This is a genomic window from Pseudocnuella soli, from assembly GCF_004347775.1.
Taxonomy (GTDB): domain Bacteria; phylum Bacteroidota; class Bacteroidia; order Chitinophagales; family Chitinophagaceae; genus Flavisolibacter; species Flavisolibacter aquaticus.
On sequence record NZ_CP037755.1, the window covers coordinates 3,021,879 to 3,039,271 of the forward strand.

A 17,393-nucleotide genomic window follows, 5' to 3' on the forward strand; every position below is an offset into this window, starting at 1 on the left:
GTACGAAAGCCTACATTGTAAATGTCTCACTGTCGGACTCTGAAACCCAAAAGCATATACAGGTCTATATTCACCCAGCAAAGAATTAATTGAAATCCCTTTATAAAAAAGCAGGTGTCACTTATGGGACACCTGCTTTTTTGTGATCGATGAAAAAATCTGAGAACATTGGAAACGAAAATTCTTTCGACCAGAGCGTCAAATTTTCACAACGATTAATAAGAAGTAAATCTTTGTAAATGTATACAAATCAGTTTCTAGAGAATTATTCATAATTCATTTTCTAACTCATCATTAAGACATTCACACTTCGCTGAAGGATATTAAATGCGATCTCCGCCATTAAATTTTCCTTGTCCAATGTTGGGTTTACTTCAGTAATTTCTAAGCAGCAAACTTTCCGATTTTGCATCAGTTTACTCACCAAATCCTCAGCCTCACGTTCCCGAAGGCCGTTGCCTACCGGAGTGCCGGTGCCTTTGGAAATGGAAGAATCCAGCGAATCCACGTCAAAAGAAACATAAATATCGGTGCAGTCGCTCAGGTAGCGGTTTACGGATTTAAAAACGTTTTCCACGCCTTTGTTGCGCACCTCCTTTACCGAGATTACCCTGATGCCGTATTTCTCAATCAGTGCCCGTTCTTCTTTTTCATAGTCGCGCAGCGCAATGAACACAACATCTTCCGGCAATACTTTTGGCGATACATTTCCTACGTTCTTTAATCGGTTCCAACAGTCAATCGTTTCGTCGTCCAGTTCATGCACGGCCGATTCCAGGTTGTCTTCAGCCAGCGCCGCCGCCAGCGGCATGCCGTGCAAATTGCCCGAAGGCGTAGTGTACGGCGTGTGCAGGTCGGAGTGGGCATCGATCCAAATTACGCCCAGCTTGCTACCGGGCTTGGCCGCTTTAATGCCCGCAATGGTGCCGCCGCTGTTGGAGTGATCGCCAGAGATGACCACCGGGAAAAAGCCCTGCCGAGTTGAGTCCTGAACGGCCTTGCTTATTTTTTCATACATCTGCAACACCCCTTTGATGCGCTTGGCATAAGGCGATTCGATGGGTTCGTACAATAATTTGTTTTCGTGGGGAATTTTTTCGCTGGGAAAATGAATAAAAAATGAGCTCATGAAGTCGAGTGAGGCAATCTTGATGGCTTCGATGCCCAAAGATGCACCCCGCGTGCCTGCCCCGATTTCCGATGGCACCTCGATAATCTTAATGTTTTTCATGCAATCATTTTCGTTCACAAAAGCAGGGCGCCGCGCTGTATGGCCCAGGCGGCTGAATAAGCGTTTGCCCTCTAGTTGACATCCAGCCTGCAATATCCGAAAATTGCCCCAGCCAATTCTTGCCGCCATATTTTAATAATATAAAATACAACAGCGGAAATCGGGCCGGGCCAATCGGTATAAAATTACTCATGGGCAGCTAAAATAGGAACAGTGCTTTCGTAGGCCAGCTTGCGGGTAGTGCTCGTTTTGTAAAACGAAGCAAACAGGTTGCGCTGCCGCGGCACAGTAATGAGCATGTCAATATTTTTATCCATCACAAAGGTCTGGATGGTTTCTTCAACATTGTAAGTGCCGATAAAATAAAACTCGGGGTTGAACTCGCGGAACATTTCCACCAGCAGTCCGCGCTGCTCCAAGTATTCCTCAGTCAGTGAAACATAGTGCTCGCTATTTACGTTCACAATATGCAGCGAAGGGCGGAACAGCTCCAAGGTCCGCTTGATGGGTACATGCGGAATGGAATGGCGCACATCGTGAAAATCGGATGTGAGGGCCACGTTGGTTACCTTGGTAAACTGCGCTGCCGGTGGCACAATCAGCACCGGGCACACGTTCCGTTCTACCATTTTCAGCGTGTTGGAACCAAAAAACACCTGCTCCAGGCGGCTCTTCCCGGTAATACCCATCACAACCAGGCCGGCGCTGAAATGGCGGGCCAGGCGCTCAAGACTGTTGATAAAATCAGAATTCAGCTCGCAGCGGGTTTCAATTTTTACGGCTCCCTGCGATTGCATTTCACTTTTCAGAAGGTCCATATTCGCCTGTGCATCTGCCTCATCGGCCGCCTTATCATAAACATGGTACAGGATCAGCGTATTGTCGTAAGTGCCGTGCAGCATGCGAACGGCATAGTTGGCGGCATTGTTTGCGGTAGCGGAAAAATCGGTAGGAACAATAATGGTCATGTGTTTCTTTTTTTCAAATGGCTGTTCAATATAGGGATTAAAGCGGTAACGTTGAGTTGGGGACTGTCTTGGTCGAAAAAGAAGGGCCTTGGTAAAACAAAAGTTTGATCCAGATTTCGGCAACCTGCATCGATGGAATTCAGCGCCAATCCCCAAAAGTTAAAACAACGCCTCTATTTACCCTTTCGCCTATATTTGCCCGTTCCAAAAAAATAGCATTAGTGCGACTAAAGTCACTTGAAATAAAAGGTTTTAAAAGTTTTGCGGATAAAACCTTCGTCAGCTTCGACGAAAACATCACCGGCATTGTTGGGCCCAACGGCTGCGGCAAAAGCAACATCATCGACAGCATTCGCTGGGTGATTGGCGAACAAAAGATCAGCCAGCTGCGATCGGAAAACCTCGACAGCCTGGTGTTTAACGGCTCAAAAACACGCAGCGCCAGCGGCCTGGCGGAGGTGAGCATTACTTTTGAAAACACCAAGAACCTACTGCCCACCGAATTCAGCACCATCACCATTACCCGCAAATTTTTCAAAAGCGGCGAAAGTGAATACCGGCTGAACGATGTTCAATGCCGGCTCAAGGACATCCAAAACCTGTTCATGGATACGGGTGTGTCCACCGATTCCTACGCCATTATTGAGCTGGGCATGGTGGATGACCTCATTAAAGACAAGGATAATAGCCGCCGCCGCATGTTGGAACAGGCTGCCGGCATCTCCATTTATAAGACCAGAAAAAAAGAAGCGAAACAAAAACTTGATGCCACGGAGCAGGATCTGGCCCGGATTGAGGACCTCTTATTTGAAATCAACAACCAGCTTAAAACGCTTGAAAATCAGGCAAAAAAGGCACAGAAGTGGCATGAAATAAAAAAGGAATATCGCGAGGTAAGCATTGAATTAGCCAAGGCTGCATTGGAAGGCTTCAACCTGACATACAAAGATTTAAATGAACAGCACGACCGGGAAGGCGACAAACGCATAGCACTGGAAGCGGAAATTGCCACCTCCGAAGCCGCATTGGAATCTGACAAGGTTGGCTTCGTGGAAAGGGAACGCCAGCTGCATGCCATGCAGGCGCAGTTCAACGAATTGGTGCAGGGTGTGCGCACTAGGGAAAACGAAAAAAACCTGGCGGCACAGCGCCTCGAATACTTAAAAGAACGGCAAGGCGGCATCCAGCAATTCCTGGAGCGGGCGGGTAGTCAGGTAAGCGGCCTCGAAGAAAGCATCCGTTTTACCCAAACACAACTCACCGACGAAGAGGCGGCATTGGAAGGCATCTCCGACCAAATCGAAGAATTGCGGGCCCAGGTGGATGAAAAAAGGGCAGTGCTGGATGAAAACCGGTCGCAGCTGAACCACCTGCGTACCGCCTACCAACAGGTGCAGCGCAGCCAGTTTGATGCAGAGAAAAAAGTGGCCGTAGCCGATACTTCCATTCAAAACCTCCTGCGCACCATTCACCAAATTGAAGAAGAGCGGGACCAGCGGGCAGTGCAAATCGAAAGCCTGGAAGCGGAGCGCATTTCCAAAGAAAAGCAGTTGGCCGAAAAAGGCGCAGAACTGGAGGCCCTGCACGAACACCAGGCACGGACAAAAGAGCAGATTTTGCAAACCCAGGGCGCACTGGAAAGCCTTCGCGCCAACCTAGCCGCGGAAAACCGCATTCTGGATGCCCGTCGCAACGAGCACGACCTGTTGAAAAGCCTGGTTGATAAGATGGAAGGTTACCCGGAAAGTGTAAAATTTCTGCACAACAATGGGGGCTGGAACCACCAGGCGCCCATTTTATCAGACATTATTTATGTAAAAGAAGAATACCGCGCAGCGGTTGAAAATGTGCTGGAGCCTTACCTCAACTACTACGTGGTGGAGAACCTGGCCGAAGGCATGCAGGCTGTGCATCTGTTGGAAGGCGCCAAAAAAGGCAAAGCCAATTTCTTTTTACTCGATAAAGTAAAAGCGGCAGATGCTGCAGGCCACCAACCGGGCGGCACTACGCCGGCAATGGACGTGATTGAAGTGGACGAGCAATACCGCCCGCTGGCGCAACAGCTGCTGGGCAACGTTTTTATTGCCAACGACGAAGGCGCATTGGCTGAAAGCAACGGCTCGGTGATCCTGGAAAAAACCGGCAAATACGTAAAGGGCGAGTTTACCCTCAGCGGCGGCAGCGTTGGTCTTTTTGAAGGTAAAAAAATTGGCCGGGCAAAAAACCTGGAAAAGTTGCGCGAACAAATTGAGGCGCAGAAAACGGTGGTAGCTGGTCTTACGGCACAAATCCAGGCAAGGCAGCAGGAAGTGTTGGTATACAACGCCAACCTGAAAGAAGGCCAGATCCGCGAACTGGAACGGGAACTGCAGCAAATGAATAACGCCGTTTTTGGCCTCCAAAACAAAGCCGAAAACCTGCAGCATGCACAAAGCCAGGGCCGCCGCCGGCTCGAAGATTTGAACCTGCAACTCGAGCAAACACATGGTTCGATCGACGGGGTTCGTTCGGAGCTGAAATCGCTAAGCAGCCAATTGAGCGGCTATGCCGACCAGCTTCAGGATGCGGAAAGCCAGTACCGAAGTTTTGAACAGCAATACAACGAAATCAACGCATTATATAATGAAAGCAACCTGCGCATCACCCGCCAGCAAAGCAAGGTGGCCGGGCTAAAGCAGGAGTTGCAGTTTAAGACCAACCAGCTTACCGACCTGAACGCACAGGTGCAAAGCAATACAGCGCAACTGGGCGAAACGACTGCCAACATCGAAGAATCGGCGGCCAAGTTGAAAGAGGTGGAAGAAGCCCTGATTGAACTGATGCGCCGCCGCGAACAGGAGCAACAGGCACTCAACGAAACCGACCAGGCGTTTTATGTGCTGCGCAATGAGTTGAATGCACGGGAAACGGCCCTGCGCCAGCGCACCAAAGAAAAAGATGCACTGGAACAACTGCTTTCGGGCATCAAGGAAAAGCTGACCGACCTGAAACTGCAACTGGCCGGAATGAAAGAGCGGCTGAAAGTGGAATTCAGGGTGGTGCTGGAAGATATTTTGGATGAGCCGCGAACCTCAGATACGCCAGCCGAGGAATTGCAGGAGCGTGCCGACCGGATGAAAAAACGCCTCGAAAACCTGGGCGAAGTAAACCCGACGGCCATTGAAGCGTACGAGGAAATGAAAAAGCGCTACGACTTCATCGTGGAGCAGCGCGACGACCTGGTGAGTGCTAAAGAAAGCCTGCTGCAAACCATTGCGGAAGTGGAAACCACGGCCAACCAAAAGTTCCTCGACACCTTCAACGTGGTGCGGGAAAATTTCCATAAGGTATTTAAAGCCCTGTTTACCGAAGACGATCAGTGCGACCTGATCCTGGAAAACCCGGACAACCTGGCGGAAACCGGCATCGACATCATGGCAAAGCCAAAAGGCAAGCGACCGGCCAGCATTGGTCAATTGAGCGGCGGCGAACGTACGCTTACCGCCACGGCGCTGCTGTTTGCCATTTACCTCATCAAGCCGGCGCCGTTTTGTATCCTCGATGAGGTGGACGCACCGCTGGACGATGCCAACGTGGGCAAATTCACCAAAATGATCCGCGAGTTTTCGGCCAATTCGCAGTTCATCATTGTAACGCACAACAAAACCACCATGAGTACGGTGGATGTTATTTATGGGGTAACGATGCAGGAACCCGGCGTGAGCAAATTGGTACCGGTGGATTTCCGCAGCCTGAATAATTAATACCGCATCGTAAAAACGGTGGTGCTTCGGCGCCAACAGTTCGATGATTTCGTCAAAATTGCACCAGCATGCGCACCATTATTTTATTGGTGATCTCCAACATATTCATGACCTACGCCTGGTACTACCACCTCAAACAGGACGGCTGGCCGTTGTGGAAAGCCATTTTGATCAGTTGGGGTATTGCGTTTTTTGAATACTGCCTGATGGTGCCCGCCAACCGGCTCGGATATTCGGGTGGGTTCAATGCTTTTCAGCTAAAGATTGTGCAAGAGGTGATTACCCTTGTGGTATTTGCAGCATTTGCCATGTATGTGCTGAAGGAGCCTTTCCACATGAAATACGTGTATGCTTTCCTTTTGCTGCTGGCGGCGGTTTGGGTTATGTTCCGTAAATAGCTCGGCACCGCGCTTTTCATTCTGTTAATTCAGCCGGCCCACACGCTGTTATTGCGCAGCCAAGGCTATTTTTATAAAGCAATAACAGCACGATGAAAAAACTGATGACCTTCATAGCCGTTGTGGCTGCTTCTTTTACTTTATCTGCGCAAGGCAAACCGGAAGGTTTGTTCATCAATTCAAAAGCGCCGGAGTTTAAGGGCAAAGACCAAAGCGGCATGGAAATAAGCCTCCGTGAGTTGCGTAAAAAAGGACCAGTGGTGGTGATGTTTTACCGCGGCAACTGGTGCCCGTACTGCAATCGCCATCTCGCTAAAATGCAGGACTCGCTGCAAATGATCATCGACAAAGGTGCCACTTTGGTAGCCATTACCCCGGAGCAATCGGCCGGCGTGGCACAGTCGATCGAGAAAACAAAAGCCATGTATTCTATTCTTTCCGACGATGAAATGAAAATTGCCAAGGCGTATAAAGTGGCTTACGATGTGGACGAACGCACCACCACCCGGTATAAAAATGCGGGCATCGACCTGCTGCAGACCAACGGGCAAAAAGGCAAAGCCCAATTGCCGGTGCCTGCTGTCTACATTATCAACAAAGACGGCTCGATCACTTACCGCTTTTTTGAAGAAGATTACAAAAAACGGCCTTCAGTGCGGGAACTCTTAGACGAGATAAAATAGGGGAACATTTAGCTATAAATATTTTGCCCAAAAGCCTGCGGCAGCCCAATGCTTAAAATTTGGGTTGCGCAGGTTTTTGTTCTTTTGTGTAGTCCAGCTTAGCAATTTTGCCGTTACCGCCACACAAAAACACGGCGCTGCCGTTCTTGGCAATCCGCACTGCATGAAAACCTTCATCGGAAATGCCCTTCCAGGTTTGGCCGCCATCGGTTGAATAATCAACACCGGTTGGTCCGCAGGTAACCAAATGTTTCTTAGAAAGATACTCCACGGCACTGCGGTAACCCCGCGGGCCTTTGCGCGGCGCTTTCCAGCTGGCGCCGCGGTCGGTGCTGATGAAGCAGTTCAGCGAATCGGACGAAGGTTTGGTAAAATCGCCGCCCACCACAATCATAGTATTGCCGCCTTTACGGCTGTTTTTATCCTGCACGGCCACCGAGTTGGCGCCGGTTGTTTCGCCGCCTTGTACCAGCGGCAGCGTGATTTTCTGATCGCGGATAAACACTTGCGACTTTGTGCCGCCGGAAACCATCACCGCTTCGTCTTTATCCAACACCCGCACATTGGTGCCGCTCGATGCAAAAAATGCTTCACCTTGCGCAACAGTTGGTTTATTGATTTCGGGTAGTTCTTTCCAAGTGTTGCCGTTGTCAAATGTGCGGGCCACAAACACTTTACCGTTGATGGGGTCGCCAATCACGATGCCTGCCTGGTCGTTCCAAAACTCCATCGCGTCGAGAAACATGCCCGGCGTTTTATTTTCATAAACCGATTTCCATGTTTGCCCGCCGTCCACTGTTTTTAAAATATATGCAGGTGCATCAATAGCCATAATAATGGCTGTGGTAGCGTCAAACGCTTCAATGTCGCGAAAGTCGCGTTGCTCAAAACCCTTAACCACCAGCCATTTCCAGGTTTTGCCGGCATCGGTGCTACGGGCAACGGTGCCGTTGGAGCCGCTGGCCCAAACCACGCGGTCGTTAACCACGCTGATGCCGCGCAGGCTGGTTTTGGTGCCTGAAGTCAGCAATGTTACTTCCGGTTTTTGTTGGGCAAATGTGGTGGCAGCCACCAGCAACAGGCAAAGGGTCAACGTTTTCATCAGTGTAGTTTGCACAGCAATTTACGGGATGTTTGCTTAGACAAAATGGTGGTGGGGTTTTCGTGTATACAGCAAGACTAGCGGCATCGATTTTTTTACAGCAATAAAAAAGGAGGCCGAAGCCTCCATCAATCAATGGGTTTTTAACTTACTTGCAAACACCTTTTGGAACTTTTCCAACTTGGGCCGGATGACTACGGCGCAGTAGGGGTTGGTGTTTTTATTGTTGTAATAATATTCCTGGTGGTAATCTTCGGCCGGGTAAAACTTTGCCGCTGCTGCAATTTCCGTCACAATAGGTTTTGGAAAGGCACCGCTTTTCTGCAGTTCGGTTTTATAATGTTCTGCTTTTTGCTTCTGCGTATCGTTGTGGTAAAAAATGGCGCTGCGGTATTGCGTACCTATATCGGCGCCCTGGCGGTTAAGGGTAGTGGGGTCGTGCACCTGCCAAAACACTTCGAGCAATTCGTCGTACGAAATTTTGTCCGGCTCGTATTGGATCTGTACACATTCGGCGTGCCCGGTTTCGCCGGTGCACACTTCCTTGTAGCTTGGATTTTCAACATGCCCACCCGAGTAGCCCGAGGTTACTTTCAACACCCCGTTGAGTTGCTCGAAGATTGCCTCGGTACACCAAAAACAACCGGTGCCAAAAGTCGCCGTGTCAGTTTGTTCAGTCATGTGTATCAGGGATGAACTCATCGCATTGTATTTGTTCTCCGACGTGCAGGAAAAAAAACTGATCGCCAAAAGCGTGGCAAAGGTCATTTTCATCATGAGATGATTTGAAATACAAATATCCAATTCTATATGGTGCCGGAAATTAAGCAAAAAACACTTTAACAGTTGGTTGTGGCTACCTTTTACACTTTTTTAGGACAATGCTCTTAACAGTTAAAACATTGATGCCGCTCTTAAAGGATAAATAACAGCTGCGTTTATTATGAAACGGCCGCCGGGTTTATCTTTGCAGACCTAATTTAAATGGAATAATAGAGGTGGGCAAAAAGGAGTGAACATGTAGCAGTAAAAACACCCTATGCCGCACCTGATGTAAAAAGCAATAGCACGAGAAACACTAAATGAAGTTATTTCCAGAATCGGCCGCTGTACAACTTGAATTTGACAAAGTGAAAGAGTTGCTGCATGCCAAATGCCGCTCGGAGTATGCCCGCAACAAATCGAAGGAGCTGCGCATCCATACCCGGAAGGATTTTATTGAACGCGAGTTAAAACAGACGCACCAGTTCAGGCAACTGCTGCAAAATGGCATTTATTTTCCGAACGATTATATACTAAACCTCTCAAAAGACTTAAAACTTTTGGGCATTCCCGGTGCTGTACTTACCGGCGAGCAATTGGTGGGGCTGCGCAAACTGGTGCTGAGCCTCGAAGCCATTTTCCGTTGGTTTGATAAAGAGCGCCGCGAATCGTATGATGCGCTGGCGTTGGTGATTGAAGGCACTTATTATGAAAAGGCAGTGCTGCAACTGATTGACGAAGTGGTGGACGAAACCGGCGTGGTAAAAGACAGTGCATCGGCAGAGTTGCAGGACATTCGTATGGGGCTGTACCGCAAACGCAACGATCTGCGCCGCATGTTCGACCGCATTGTGGGCAAGCTGAATAAGCTGGGTTACCTGTCGGAAATTGAAGAAAGCTTTATGAACGGCCGCAGGGTAGTGGCGGTTTACGCCGAGCAAAAACGCACCGTTAAAGGCATCATCCATGGCGAAAGCGACAGCCGCCGAACTTCGTTTATTGAACCAGAAGAAACCATAGAACTCAATAACGATATATACGAACTGGAAAGCGCCGAACGGAAGGAGGTGTATCGCATTCTGCGCGAACTGACCAGCCGACTGGCCGTGTATGCGCCCTTGCTCACCACCTACCACAACATTGTGGGTGAGTATGATTTTATACGGGCAAAAGCATCGTTCGGTATTGAAATAAAAGCCGAGTACCCGGTGCTGACCGATAAGGCACATATCCACCTGGTGCGGGCATATCACCCGCTGCTGTTTTTATACAATTTGCGCAGCGGCAAAACGACGATCCCAACCGATTTGACACTCGATGCAGCTAATCGCATCCTTGTGATCAGCGGACCGAACGCTGGTGGTAAAACGGTAACGATGAAAACGGTGGGCCTGCTCCAGATCATGGTGCAAAGCGGTTTGTTGGTGCCGGTACATCCAAGCTCGGAGTTCGGCATTTTCAAACAATTAATGATCCATATTGGCGACACGCAAAGTTTGGAATTTGAGTTGAGCACCTACAGCAGTCACCTCCTGAGCATGAAAGAATTCATGCAATCGGCCAATGGCAAAACGCTGTTTTTTATAGATGAATTAGGCAGTGGTTCTGATCCAAACTTAGGCGGCGCATTTGCCGAAGTGATCCTCGAAGAACTGGCCCGCAAACACGCCATGGGTATTGTAACCACGCACTACCTCAACCTGAAAGTGATGGCCAATAAAACGCCCGGTATTTTGAACGGCGCCATGCAGTTTGACGAACAAAGCCTGATGCCGTTGTATAAACTCACGGTGGGCAAACCAGGCAGCTCGTACACCTTCGCCATTGCACAGCGCATTGGCCTGGAAAAACGCCTCATCGACAGGGCAAGGCAGCTGGTTGATGAAGACCATTTTAAGCTGGATAAACTACTTAACCGCACCGAACAGGATTTGCGGCAGGTGGAACAAAAACAAAAAGAGCTGAACGGGCTGCTCAAAGAAAATGACCGCCTGAAAAGGGAAATGGAAGTGTTGATGAATAAGGAAAAACACCGCCAGCAGGTTGAATTGTTGAAGCAGCAAAACCGCATTACCGAAGACCGCATCGTTTACCTGAAAGACATGGAGCGAAAGTTGCGGCAAGTGGTGCTCGACTGGCGCAAAGCGGAAACATCGGAAGACAAGCGGGAGCTGATGAAGCAATTGCAGGCTTTATTGTTTAAACAAAAACAACAGCAAAGCGCTGAAAAAGTAAAAAAGAAGATCAACTCAAAATACCAGGAAGTTGGCGGCGAAATTATCCCCGGCGCTAAAGTGTGGATGAAAAAAGCACATAAGGTAGGAGAGGTAAAAGAGTTGCGCGGCAAAAAGGCCATTGTTCAGTTGGGCATCATTCCCATCACCGTTGATTTGGATGACTTGGTTGTGGTAAAGGAGAAAGAGGTGGAATAGAGTCATCGCGATTACCTAATTGAAAGGCATTTCGATTTTTAGGGTTGTCATGCCGAATTTGTTTCGGCATCTCCTAAGTTTTTAGGCGACGCAACGAATAAGAGTAAACCTTTTTTGTAAGATCACTTGCTTTGAATGAGATGCCGAAACTTGTTCGGCGTGACACGGTATTCTCGGAATAGGTTACTCATTTTTAGCATCAACTACAATCACGGTACACCATAAAAGAAAAGGACCTGCACATCATGTGCAGGTCCTTTTCTTTTATATAGACAATTGCTTTTATCTTCCTGAGTGCATATAATCTTTCAATGATGAAATAGTTTCGGCCTGCGCCGAAATGGTTTCTCTTACCACATCGTTCATCGAAACAATGCCGCACAATTCGCCACCATCATAAACCGGCAGGTATCGGATATTCAAATCCGACATCAGTTGCATGCAATGCTCAATCGAATCGCGGGGCGAAACCGCCGGAAAACTGGTCGACATAATTTCTTCTACCGGCGTATCGGTTGACGACTTTCCATTCAAAATCACTTTACGCGAATAGTCGCGTTCCGTCATAATGCCCAATAACTGGTTGTGCTCAATTACCATTACCGACCCGATGTTTTGTTCTGCCATAATGCGGAGCGCCTCCAGCACCGAAGTTTGTGGGCCAACTGCTGTTGTAGTACTGCCTTTACGCCGTAATATTTGGGCAACGCTTCTCATACTGAATAAAATTTAGGTATTGTGATTTGGAATTTACGACATTAAGCAGTGCGGCACAACAAAGTTTAAAAACTGCAGTGAAAAATTTTTGTCATCAGGCGCGGTTCTCCTATTTTCGCGCCGGAGAGATGGCAGAGCGGTCGATTGCGGCGGTCTTGAAAACCGTTGACTGTTAAAGGTCCGGGGGTTCGAATCCCTCTCTCTCCGCCATAACAAAACAGGCCCCGATCAAATCGGGGCCTGTTTTGTTATACAGCCTTCGATGCAAAGCTTGTTGTACAAAAGAAATGGTATAATAAAAAGCGGGGCCATCCTTTTGTTTCAAGTTTCCGTTATCGATCAATGCATCTAATGCCCCGCTTGCCGCCGCACCGTGACGAACCGAGATAAAACTGATTGACCCTGATTTCACTTCGGCCAAACTTAAATTTGGCATCCCAATACACCTTACGACTGTGTTCACTTCCTGGGTTCGAGATGGCCCATTATTGGTTATTGCAAATTTGCTTTGGAAACATGTGTTGTGCAGGAAAAAAAGCCTGCCTCATTCGGAACTGGCGAAAAGATCACAGAAGTTTAGTGCTGGTGTTGCAATTTAATTCGGGATTATCGCTGCGCTTGTCTACACCGGCACGCCCCTCCGGTAGTCAGAAGGGGAAATACCCACCTGCTTTTTGAAAAACTTGCCAAACGATGACTGGTCCGGAAAGCTGAGTTCATTGGCCACCTGTTGCACCGATAAATCCGGATTTTGCAACAGGGCCTGGGCTTCCACAGCAAGGGCCGCATCTATCCATTCGCTGGCCGTTCGGCCAGTTGTTCCTTTTACCGTTTCAGATAAATATTTAGGGGTTACGTATAGTTTGCCGGCATAAAACCGCACACCGTGTTCCTGCCTGAAATGACGGAACAGGAGCTCGTGAAATTTGGTGTTGAGCTCCTCTTTGCGGCTTTGCTTTTTTTGCACCTGTTGAAAATGCAATTGGTAAGCCCCTTCAAAATCGTGCAGCAACGCCATCAGCAGGTTGCCTGTAATTTCTTTGCGAAAGGGGTGCGTCGTTTCCTGAAAGCGCTGCCAGATATAAATAAACAGTGTCTGCAACTGCATCGCTTCGGTGGGTTGGAGGTGTACTACTGGTACGGCAGCCACCCTAGCAAACTGGAACCTGTCCAACACATGCGGGTTGATATAATTAGCCGTAAGGAAACGAGGGGAGAAAACAATAAAACGGCAGCGAAAATCCGCACTGGTTTCCAGCACTTTCAGTACCGGGTGCGGCGTGGTAATGATCATGGAATGGGCGCCACCTTCATATACCGTTAAGTTGATCTCCATCTTTATGTTTCCCTGCGTGCAGATGCCAATCAGGTAACCATCCACGTGCATGGGCACATCGTGCATACGGAGGTAATGTTGTTCGTCGGATACCAGAAAATCATGGGTGCTCCATTCAAATTGGTAAACTTCTTTGAGGTGCGCAATCGTGATATCGGTAAGCTTCGGCAACGACATACCCAAAAATACGAACGTGTAGTGAACGCTTTGCGTGTTCAGTTGTTAGGCCACGAATACCCTGGCTGTTCTCACCCATCATTCCTATTGATCCTTACCCTTAATTCCATTTTGTTCTCATTTTGACCAACCTACCCGAAGAACAGACGAAATAACGGCCATCTAGAATATTAATTTTGTACCTGTTTACATTCTTAATCATTAAAGAATAAACATGAAGCGCAAAAAAATTCTAACCGGGTTATTGGTGTTGCTCAGCACTTTGTCGCAGGCCCAACAGTTTGATGAGGCACTTCGCCATCTTGTACACATGGCCTACGGAAAAAGTGACACCATTCAATTGAACAACATCCGGGTGCAGCAGGCAAAAATTGAAGAACAAACGACCCGCTACAATTATTTGCCCCGGCTATCGGCAAATGCAACCTACACCCGCTTGAATGATGATATTCTTTTTCCGCAGGATATGCAGTCGCTCCTGTTGGGTACACAGCGCCTGTTGATAAAAGAAGGAGCCGGCCTTCCTTTCAACAGCCAGTTACCGCCATCGGTAAAGCTGCAACCCGTACCAGCTATTCAGCAGAAGGATATTTTTAAGATTACGGGCAATATGCAGTGGGTATTGTTCAGTGGCTTCAAAATAGAAAACGGTATCAGGGCGTACCAGCACCAGCAAAAAGCGCTGGCTTACGGCAATGAAAAACAACAGGCAGGATTGCTGTTGGATATCGCAGACCTCTACGACAAGCTAGCCTTGCTTTACGCATCGGATAGCGTAATCAAAAGCTCCGATGCGTTGCTTGATCAGCAACTTAGGTTTGTGGAAGGCGCGATCAAAAACGGTTTGGCCACCCCGATAGAACGGAAAAAAATTGAACTGGCCCAACAAAAACTGCAACTACGTATTATAGAAAACGATGGTAACCGCCTTACACTGGTGGAACGTTTGCACCAGCTTACCGGCGTTCAATTTACTACACTCAATGGTCTCCAGCCAAGGTTGCAGCCCATGCTGCTCGCCAACGATACGGCCGTAGCGGAACGCTCCGAAATTAAGTCACTTAATGAAGCCATTGCGGCTACCCACTATAAGGAAAAGGCGGAACGAAGTGAATACATTCCCAAAGTGGCCGCTTTTGCCCAATACGAATTTCGCAAACAAGACCTTTCACTTCTTGACCCCAGGTGGTACGCAGGTTTACGTTTGCAATGGAGCCTGTTCGATGGCTTTACGGCACGCAATAATGCACGTAAAGTAGCACTTGATCGCCATGCTTTTGAAGTGCAAAAACAAAGCGCAGAAGACCTTATTCAATTGGGAAAAGCAAAAGCCGGGCATGAATTACGTACGGCCAACCAGCGTATTACCATGTTGAAGGCACAGGTGGCGCTGTCGGATGAGTCGCTCGAATTTGTTTCTAAGCAATACAAAAACGGGCTTACGACCATTACCGAATTGCTGAATGCGCTGAACAACCTTGAAAAAGCCCGGTTTGATCTGCAGCAGGCTTATTACGAACAGCGCCGGGCCAGTTTGCAATTGCTCCATGTAAATGGAACCTTGTTGGAAGATTTTTAAAACTTGATTGATCATGAAATACAGTTCTCGATCCATGGCTGCTTTTCCGCTTTTGTTGCTCATGTCATGTAGTGATCAAAAAACTGCTACCGACGGCAGCATCGAAAACCAGGGAAAAGTAAAACAGGAAACAGTATCGGTGGTGCCCAAAGTTGCCGGCCGCATTTTGCAGATCAATGTCAGCGAAGGACAAGCCGTACAGAAAGGCGATACACTGGCTGTGCTGGACGTGCCGGAGATTGGCGCCAAACTTGAGCAGGCCGACGGTGCCATCGAAAGCGCACAGGGCCAGTTGAACCTTGCGCTGAATGGTGCCACCGCCGACCAGGTGGCGCAGGTGCAAGGGCAAATTGACGCAGCCGATGCACAGCTGCAATTTGCCGAAGAGTCGTACCAGCGTATGAGCAACATGTACGCCGACTCGCTAATTTCCGCACAACAGTTTGATGAGGTGCGCAGCAAGTACAGGGCAGCGCAGGCCCAGGTTCGGGCACTGCAAGCAAAAAGGAGGGAAGTGCAAAAAGGTGCACGACCCGAAAATATCCAGGCAGCCCGCGGACAGGTACAACGGGCTTCTGGCGCGAAAAACGAATTGTTGCAGGCGGAGAAAGAACGTTATATCACTGCTCCTGCAGATATGGTAATCGAAAGCATCGCTTTGAAACAAGGCGAGCTGGCTACGCCGGGCTACACCATTTTCAACGGGTTTCAAACCGGCACCACCTATTTCCGTTTTACGGTGAGTGAATCAAAGATTAATGCGTTCCGGTTGAACCAGCAGGTTACGGTTAAAGTGCCTTTTACGGATAAAACTATTGCAGCCAAAGTAGCGAGTGTACGACAACTGCCGAAGTATGCAGAAAACACCAGCACATCACCTAACTATAAACTGGGAGAAAGCATTTTTGAATTGAAGGTAGTACCCATGAATATAGAAGATGCATCCGGATTATATACCAACGCTACCGTGTTACTCGATCAAAAACAATAAACGACATAGCCAATTACATAAGCTGGCTTTGATTATAAACAATTCCGGAATGAAACAAATTATTCATTTACTGCGAGTGGAGTTCCGACGCATCTTTTCAAACAGTGTGCTGGTAGCCATTTTCTTTGGCGCACCGACCCTTTACGGCGTCATGTTTGCCAACGTGTATAAAAAAGGCAAGCTTACCGATATGCCTGTTGTGGTGATTGATGAAGACAACTCGCCACTATCAGGCAAAATCATCGATGCCCTTGGCGACAACGAGGCATTGCTGGTAACGAAGGTGCAATATGCACCGGATAATATTGCCGCAGAGATGCCCTCTAAAGAATACGTAGCCATTCTTACCATTCCCGATGGCTTTGAAGCGGCCGTGCTGCAAAAGCGGTATCCGGAAGTGCAGGTGGATATTAACCTGGCCAACCTAGTGCCGGCCAATTTTGCCACACGGGCCATACAAACGGTATTGGGCACCATCAGTGCAGGCGTGGAGATTGAAGGCCTGAAAAAAGCCGGTGCCGACCCGGCTACTGCTGCGCAGCGATACGAGCCGTTCAGAGTAAATTACAACAGGTTGTACAATCCCGCATCCAATTATATGGAGCTGATGATGCCGGGAATTCTAGGCACGATCATGCAGCAGGTGTTGTTTTTAGGATTGGCGCTTGTATTTGCCCGTGATTTTGAGGATGGATATTTCAACAAGCTGGCAGCTGCCAGCCAATGGTCGCTGTACCATATTGTGCTAAAAGCTTTACCCTTTGTTTTACTTAGTATTGTAATGTGGCTGATTGTGGGCAGCTTTTATCCATTATTTGGCATCGGTATCCCGGTATTTACCTGGCCAATGGTTTTGCTGGTAAGCATATTTACACTGGCCTGCATGTTTATTGGCATGTTGTTTTCGCTGGCCATACCCAGCCAGTTAAAAGCCACCGAATTGCTGATGGTGCTGGCCACGCCTTCCTTCTTACTTAGCGGTTACACATGGCCGATAGAAGCCATGCCCCGGCTCATACAGCAGTTTTCCAATTTGTTACCGTTGACGCATTTCCTGCAGGCCTTCCGGCGCATTGCTATTTACCGCGGAACCGTGGCAGATATTCATACGCAGTTAATGGCGCTGATTTGGATCAGCTGCTTTTGTTTTTTGCTGATGACAATTTTGTTACAGGTAAAAATTTACAGGCAACGAAAGCAGGCTGCGCTGGTGAATTAATAACCGTTTGCACCGCCCTTTACATATTCACGCTAAAAACAAAGTGCACCAGCAA

Annotated in this window: 14 protein-coding genes and 1 tRNA gene; 8 read left to right on the forward strand and 7 right to left on the reverse strand. The window is 48.3% G+C overall.

Going from position 1 to position 17,393, the window contains the following annotated elements:
- Positions 1-283: 283 nt before the first annotated feature.
- Together EPD17_RS12300 and EPD17_RS12305 are read right to left on the reverse strand one after the other, a co-directional pair.
- Complete coding sequence (locus tag EPD17_RS12300; protein ID WP_132054607.1) at positions 284-1,231, reverse strand: arginase; 948 nt, start codon at positions 1,229-1,231, stop codon at positions 284-286.
- Between the two features lie 185 nt (positions 1,232-1,416).
- A complete protein-coding gene (locus EPD17_RS12305) occupies positions 1,417-2,199 on the reverse strand; it encodes a universal stress protein (protein WP_114234023.1) in 783 nt (260 codons plus the stop codon).
- 104 nt (positions 2,200-2,303) lie between these two features.
- On the opposite strand from EPD17_RS12305, the gene smc reads away from it, so the two are divergent.
- From smc to EPD17_RS12320, 3 genes are all read left to right on the forward strand, one after another.
- Positions 2,304-5,942, forward strand: coding sequence for a chromosome segregation protein SMC (smc, locus tag EPD17_RS12310; protein WP_240040604.1), 3,639 nt, complete (start codon positions 2,304-2,306; stop codon positions 5,940-5,942).
- 68 nt (positions 5,943-6,010) lie between these two features.
- Positions 6,011-6,340: a DMT family protein gene (locus EPD17_RS12315; RefSeq protein ID WP_132054609.1), complete on the forward strand. Its 330-nt coding sequence runs from the start codon at positions 6,011-6,013 to the stop codon at positions 6,338-6,340.
- A gap of 92 nt (positions 6,341-6,432) precedes the next feature.
- On the forward strand, positions 6,433-7,023 hold the full coding sequence (locus EPD17_RS12320) for a peroxiredoxin-like family protein (RefSeq protein WP_132054611.1): 591 nt from the start codon (positions 6,433-6,435) through the stop codon (positions 7,021-7,023).
- Positions 7,024-7,075: 52 nt separating this feature from the next.
- Here EPD17_RS12320 and EPD17_RS12325 read toward each other — a convergent pair whose 3' ends face one another.
- A complete protein-coding gene (locus EPD17_RS12325; protein WP_132054613.1) occupies positions 7,076-8,125 on the reverse strand; it encodes a beta propeller repeat protein in 1,050 nt (349 codons plus the stop codon).
- Positions 8,126-8,257: 132 nt separating this feature from the next.
- Entirely contained in the window at positions 8,258-8,806 is a 549-nt protein-coding gene (msrA, locus tag EPD17_RS12330; RefSeq protein ID WP_132054615.1) for a peptide-methionine (S)-S-oxide reductase MsrA, read from the reverse strand.
- A 401-nt stretch (positions 8,807-9,207) separates the two neighbouring features.
- Between msrA and EPD17_RS12335 the strand changes: the two genes are divergently transcribed.
- Entirely contained in the window at positions 9,208-11,319 is a 2,112-nt protein-coding gene (locus EPD17_RS12335) for an endonuclease MutS2 (RefSeq protein ID WP_132054617.1), read from the forward strand.
- Between the two features lie 282 nt (positions 11,320-11,601).
- On the opposite strand, the gene EPD17_RS12340 is transcribed toward EPD17_RS12335, so the two are convergent.
- Entirely contained in the window at positions 11,602-12,036 is a 435-nt protein-coding gene (locus EPD17_RS12340; RefSeq protein WP_132054619.1) for a CBS domain-containing protein, read from the reverse strand.
- A gap of 122 nt (positions 12,037-12,158) precedes the next feature.
- Between EPD17_RS12340 and EPD17_RS12345 the strand changes: the two genes are divergently transcribed.
- Positions 12,159-12,246, forward strand: a tRNA-Ser gene (locus tag EPD17_RS12345).
- Here the strand turns inward: EPD17_RS12345 and EPD17_RS12350 are convergent.
- Together EPD17_RS12350 and EPD17_RS12355 are read right to left on the reverse strand one after the other, a co-directional pair.
- Entirely contained in the window at positions 12,209-12,457 is a 249-nt protein-coding gene (locus EPD17_RS12350; protein WP_132054621.1) for a hypothetical protein, read from the reverse strand. The two genes, EPD17_RS12345 and EPD17_RS12350, sit on opposite strands and share 38 nt — an antisense overlap.
- A gap of 201 nt (positions 12,458-12,658) precedes the next feature.
- Entirely contained in the window at positions 12,659-13,549 is an 891-nt protein-coding gene (locus EPD17_RS12355) for an AraC family transcriptional regulator (protein ID WP_132054623.1), read from the reverse strand.
- Positions 13,550-13,763: 214 nt separating this feature from the next.
- Here EPD17_RS12355 and EPD17_RS12360 point away from each other — a divergent pair, with 214 nt between their 5' ends.
- From EPD17_RS12360 to EPD17_RS12370, 3 genes are read left to right on the forward strand one after another with little or no spacing between them, the layout of a single operon-like run.
- Positions 13,764-15,128, forward strand: a complete 1,365-nt coding sequence (locus EPD17_RS12360) for a TolC family protein (RefSeq protein WP_132054625.1) — start codon at positions 13,764-13,766, stop codon at positions 15,126-15,128.
- Between the two features lie 13 nt (positions 15,129-15,141).
- Positions 15,142-16,119, forward strand: coding sequence for an HlyD family secretion protein (locus EPD17_RS12365; protein ID WP_132054627.1), 978 nt, complete (start codon positions 15,142-15,144; stop codon positions 16,117-16,119).
- A 49-nt stretch (positions 16,120-16,168) separates the two neighbouring features.
- Positions 16,169-17,338, forward strand: coding sequence for an ABC transporter permease (locus EPD17_RS12370; RefSeq protein WP_132054629.1), 1,170 nt, complete (start codon positions 16,169-16,171; stop codon positions 17,336-17,338).
- Positions 17,339-17,393 lie beyond the last annotated feature (55 nt).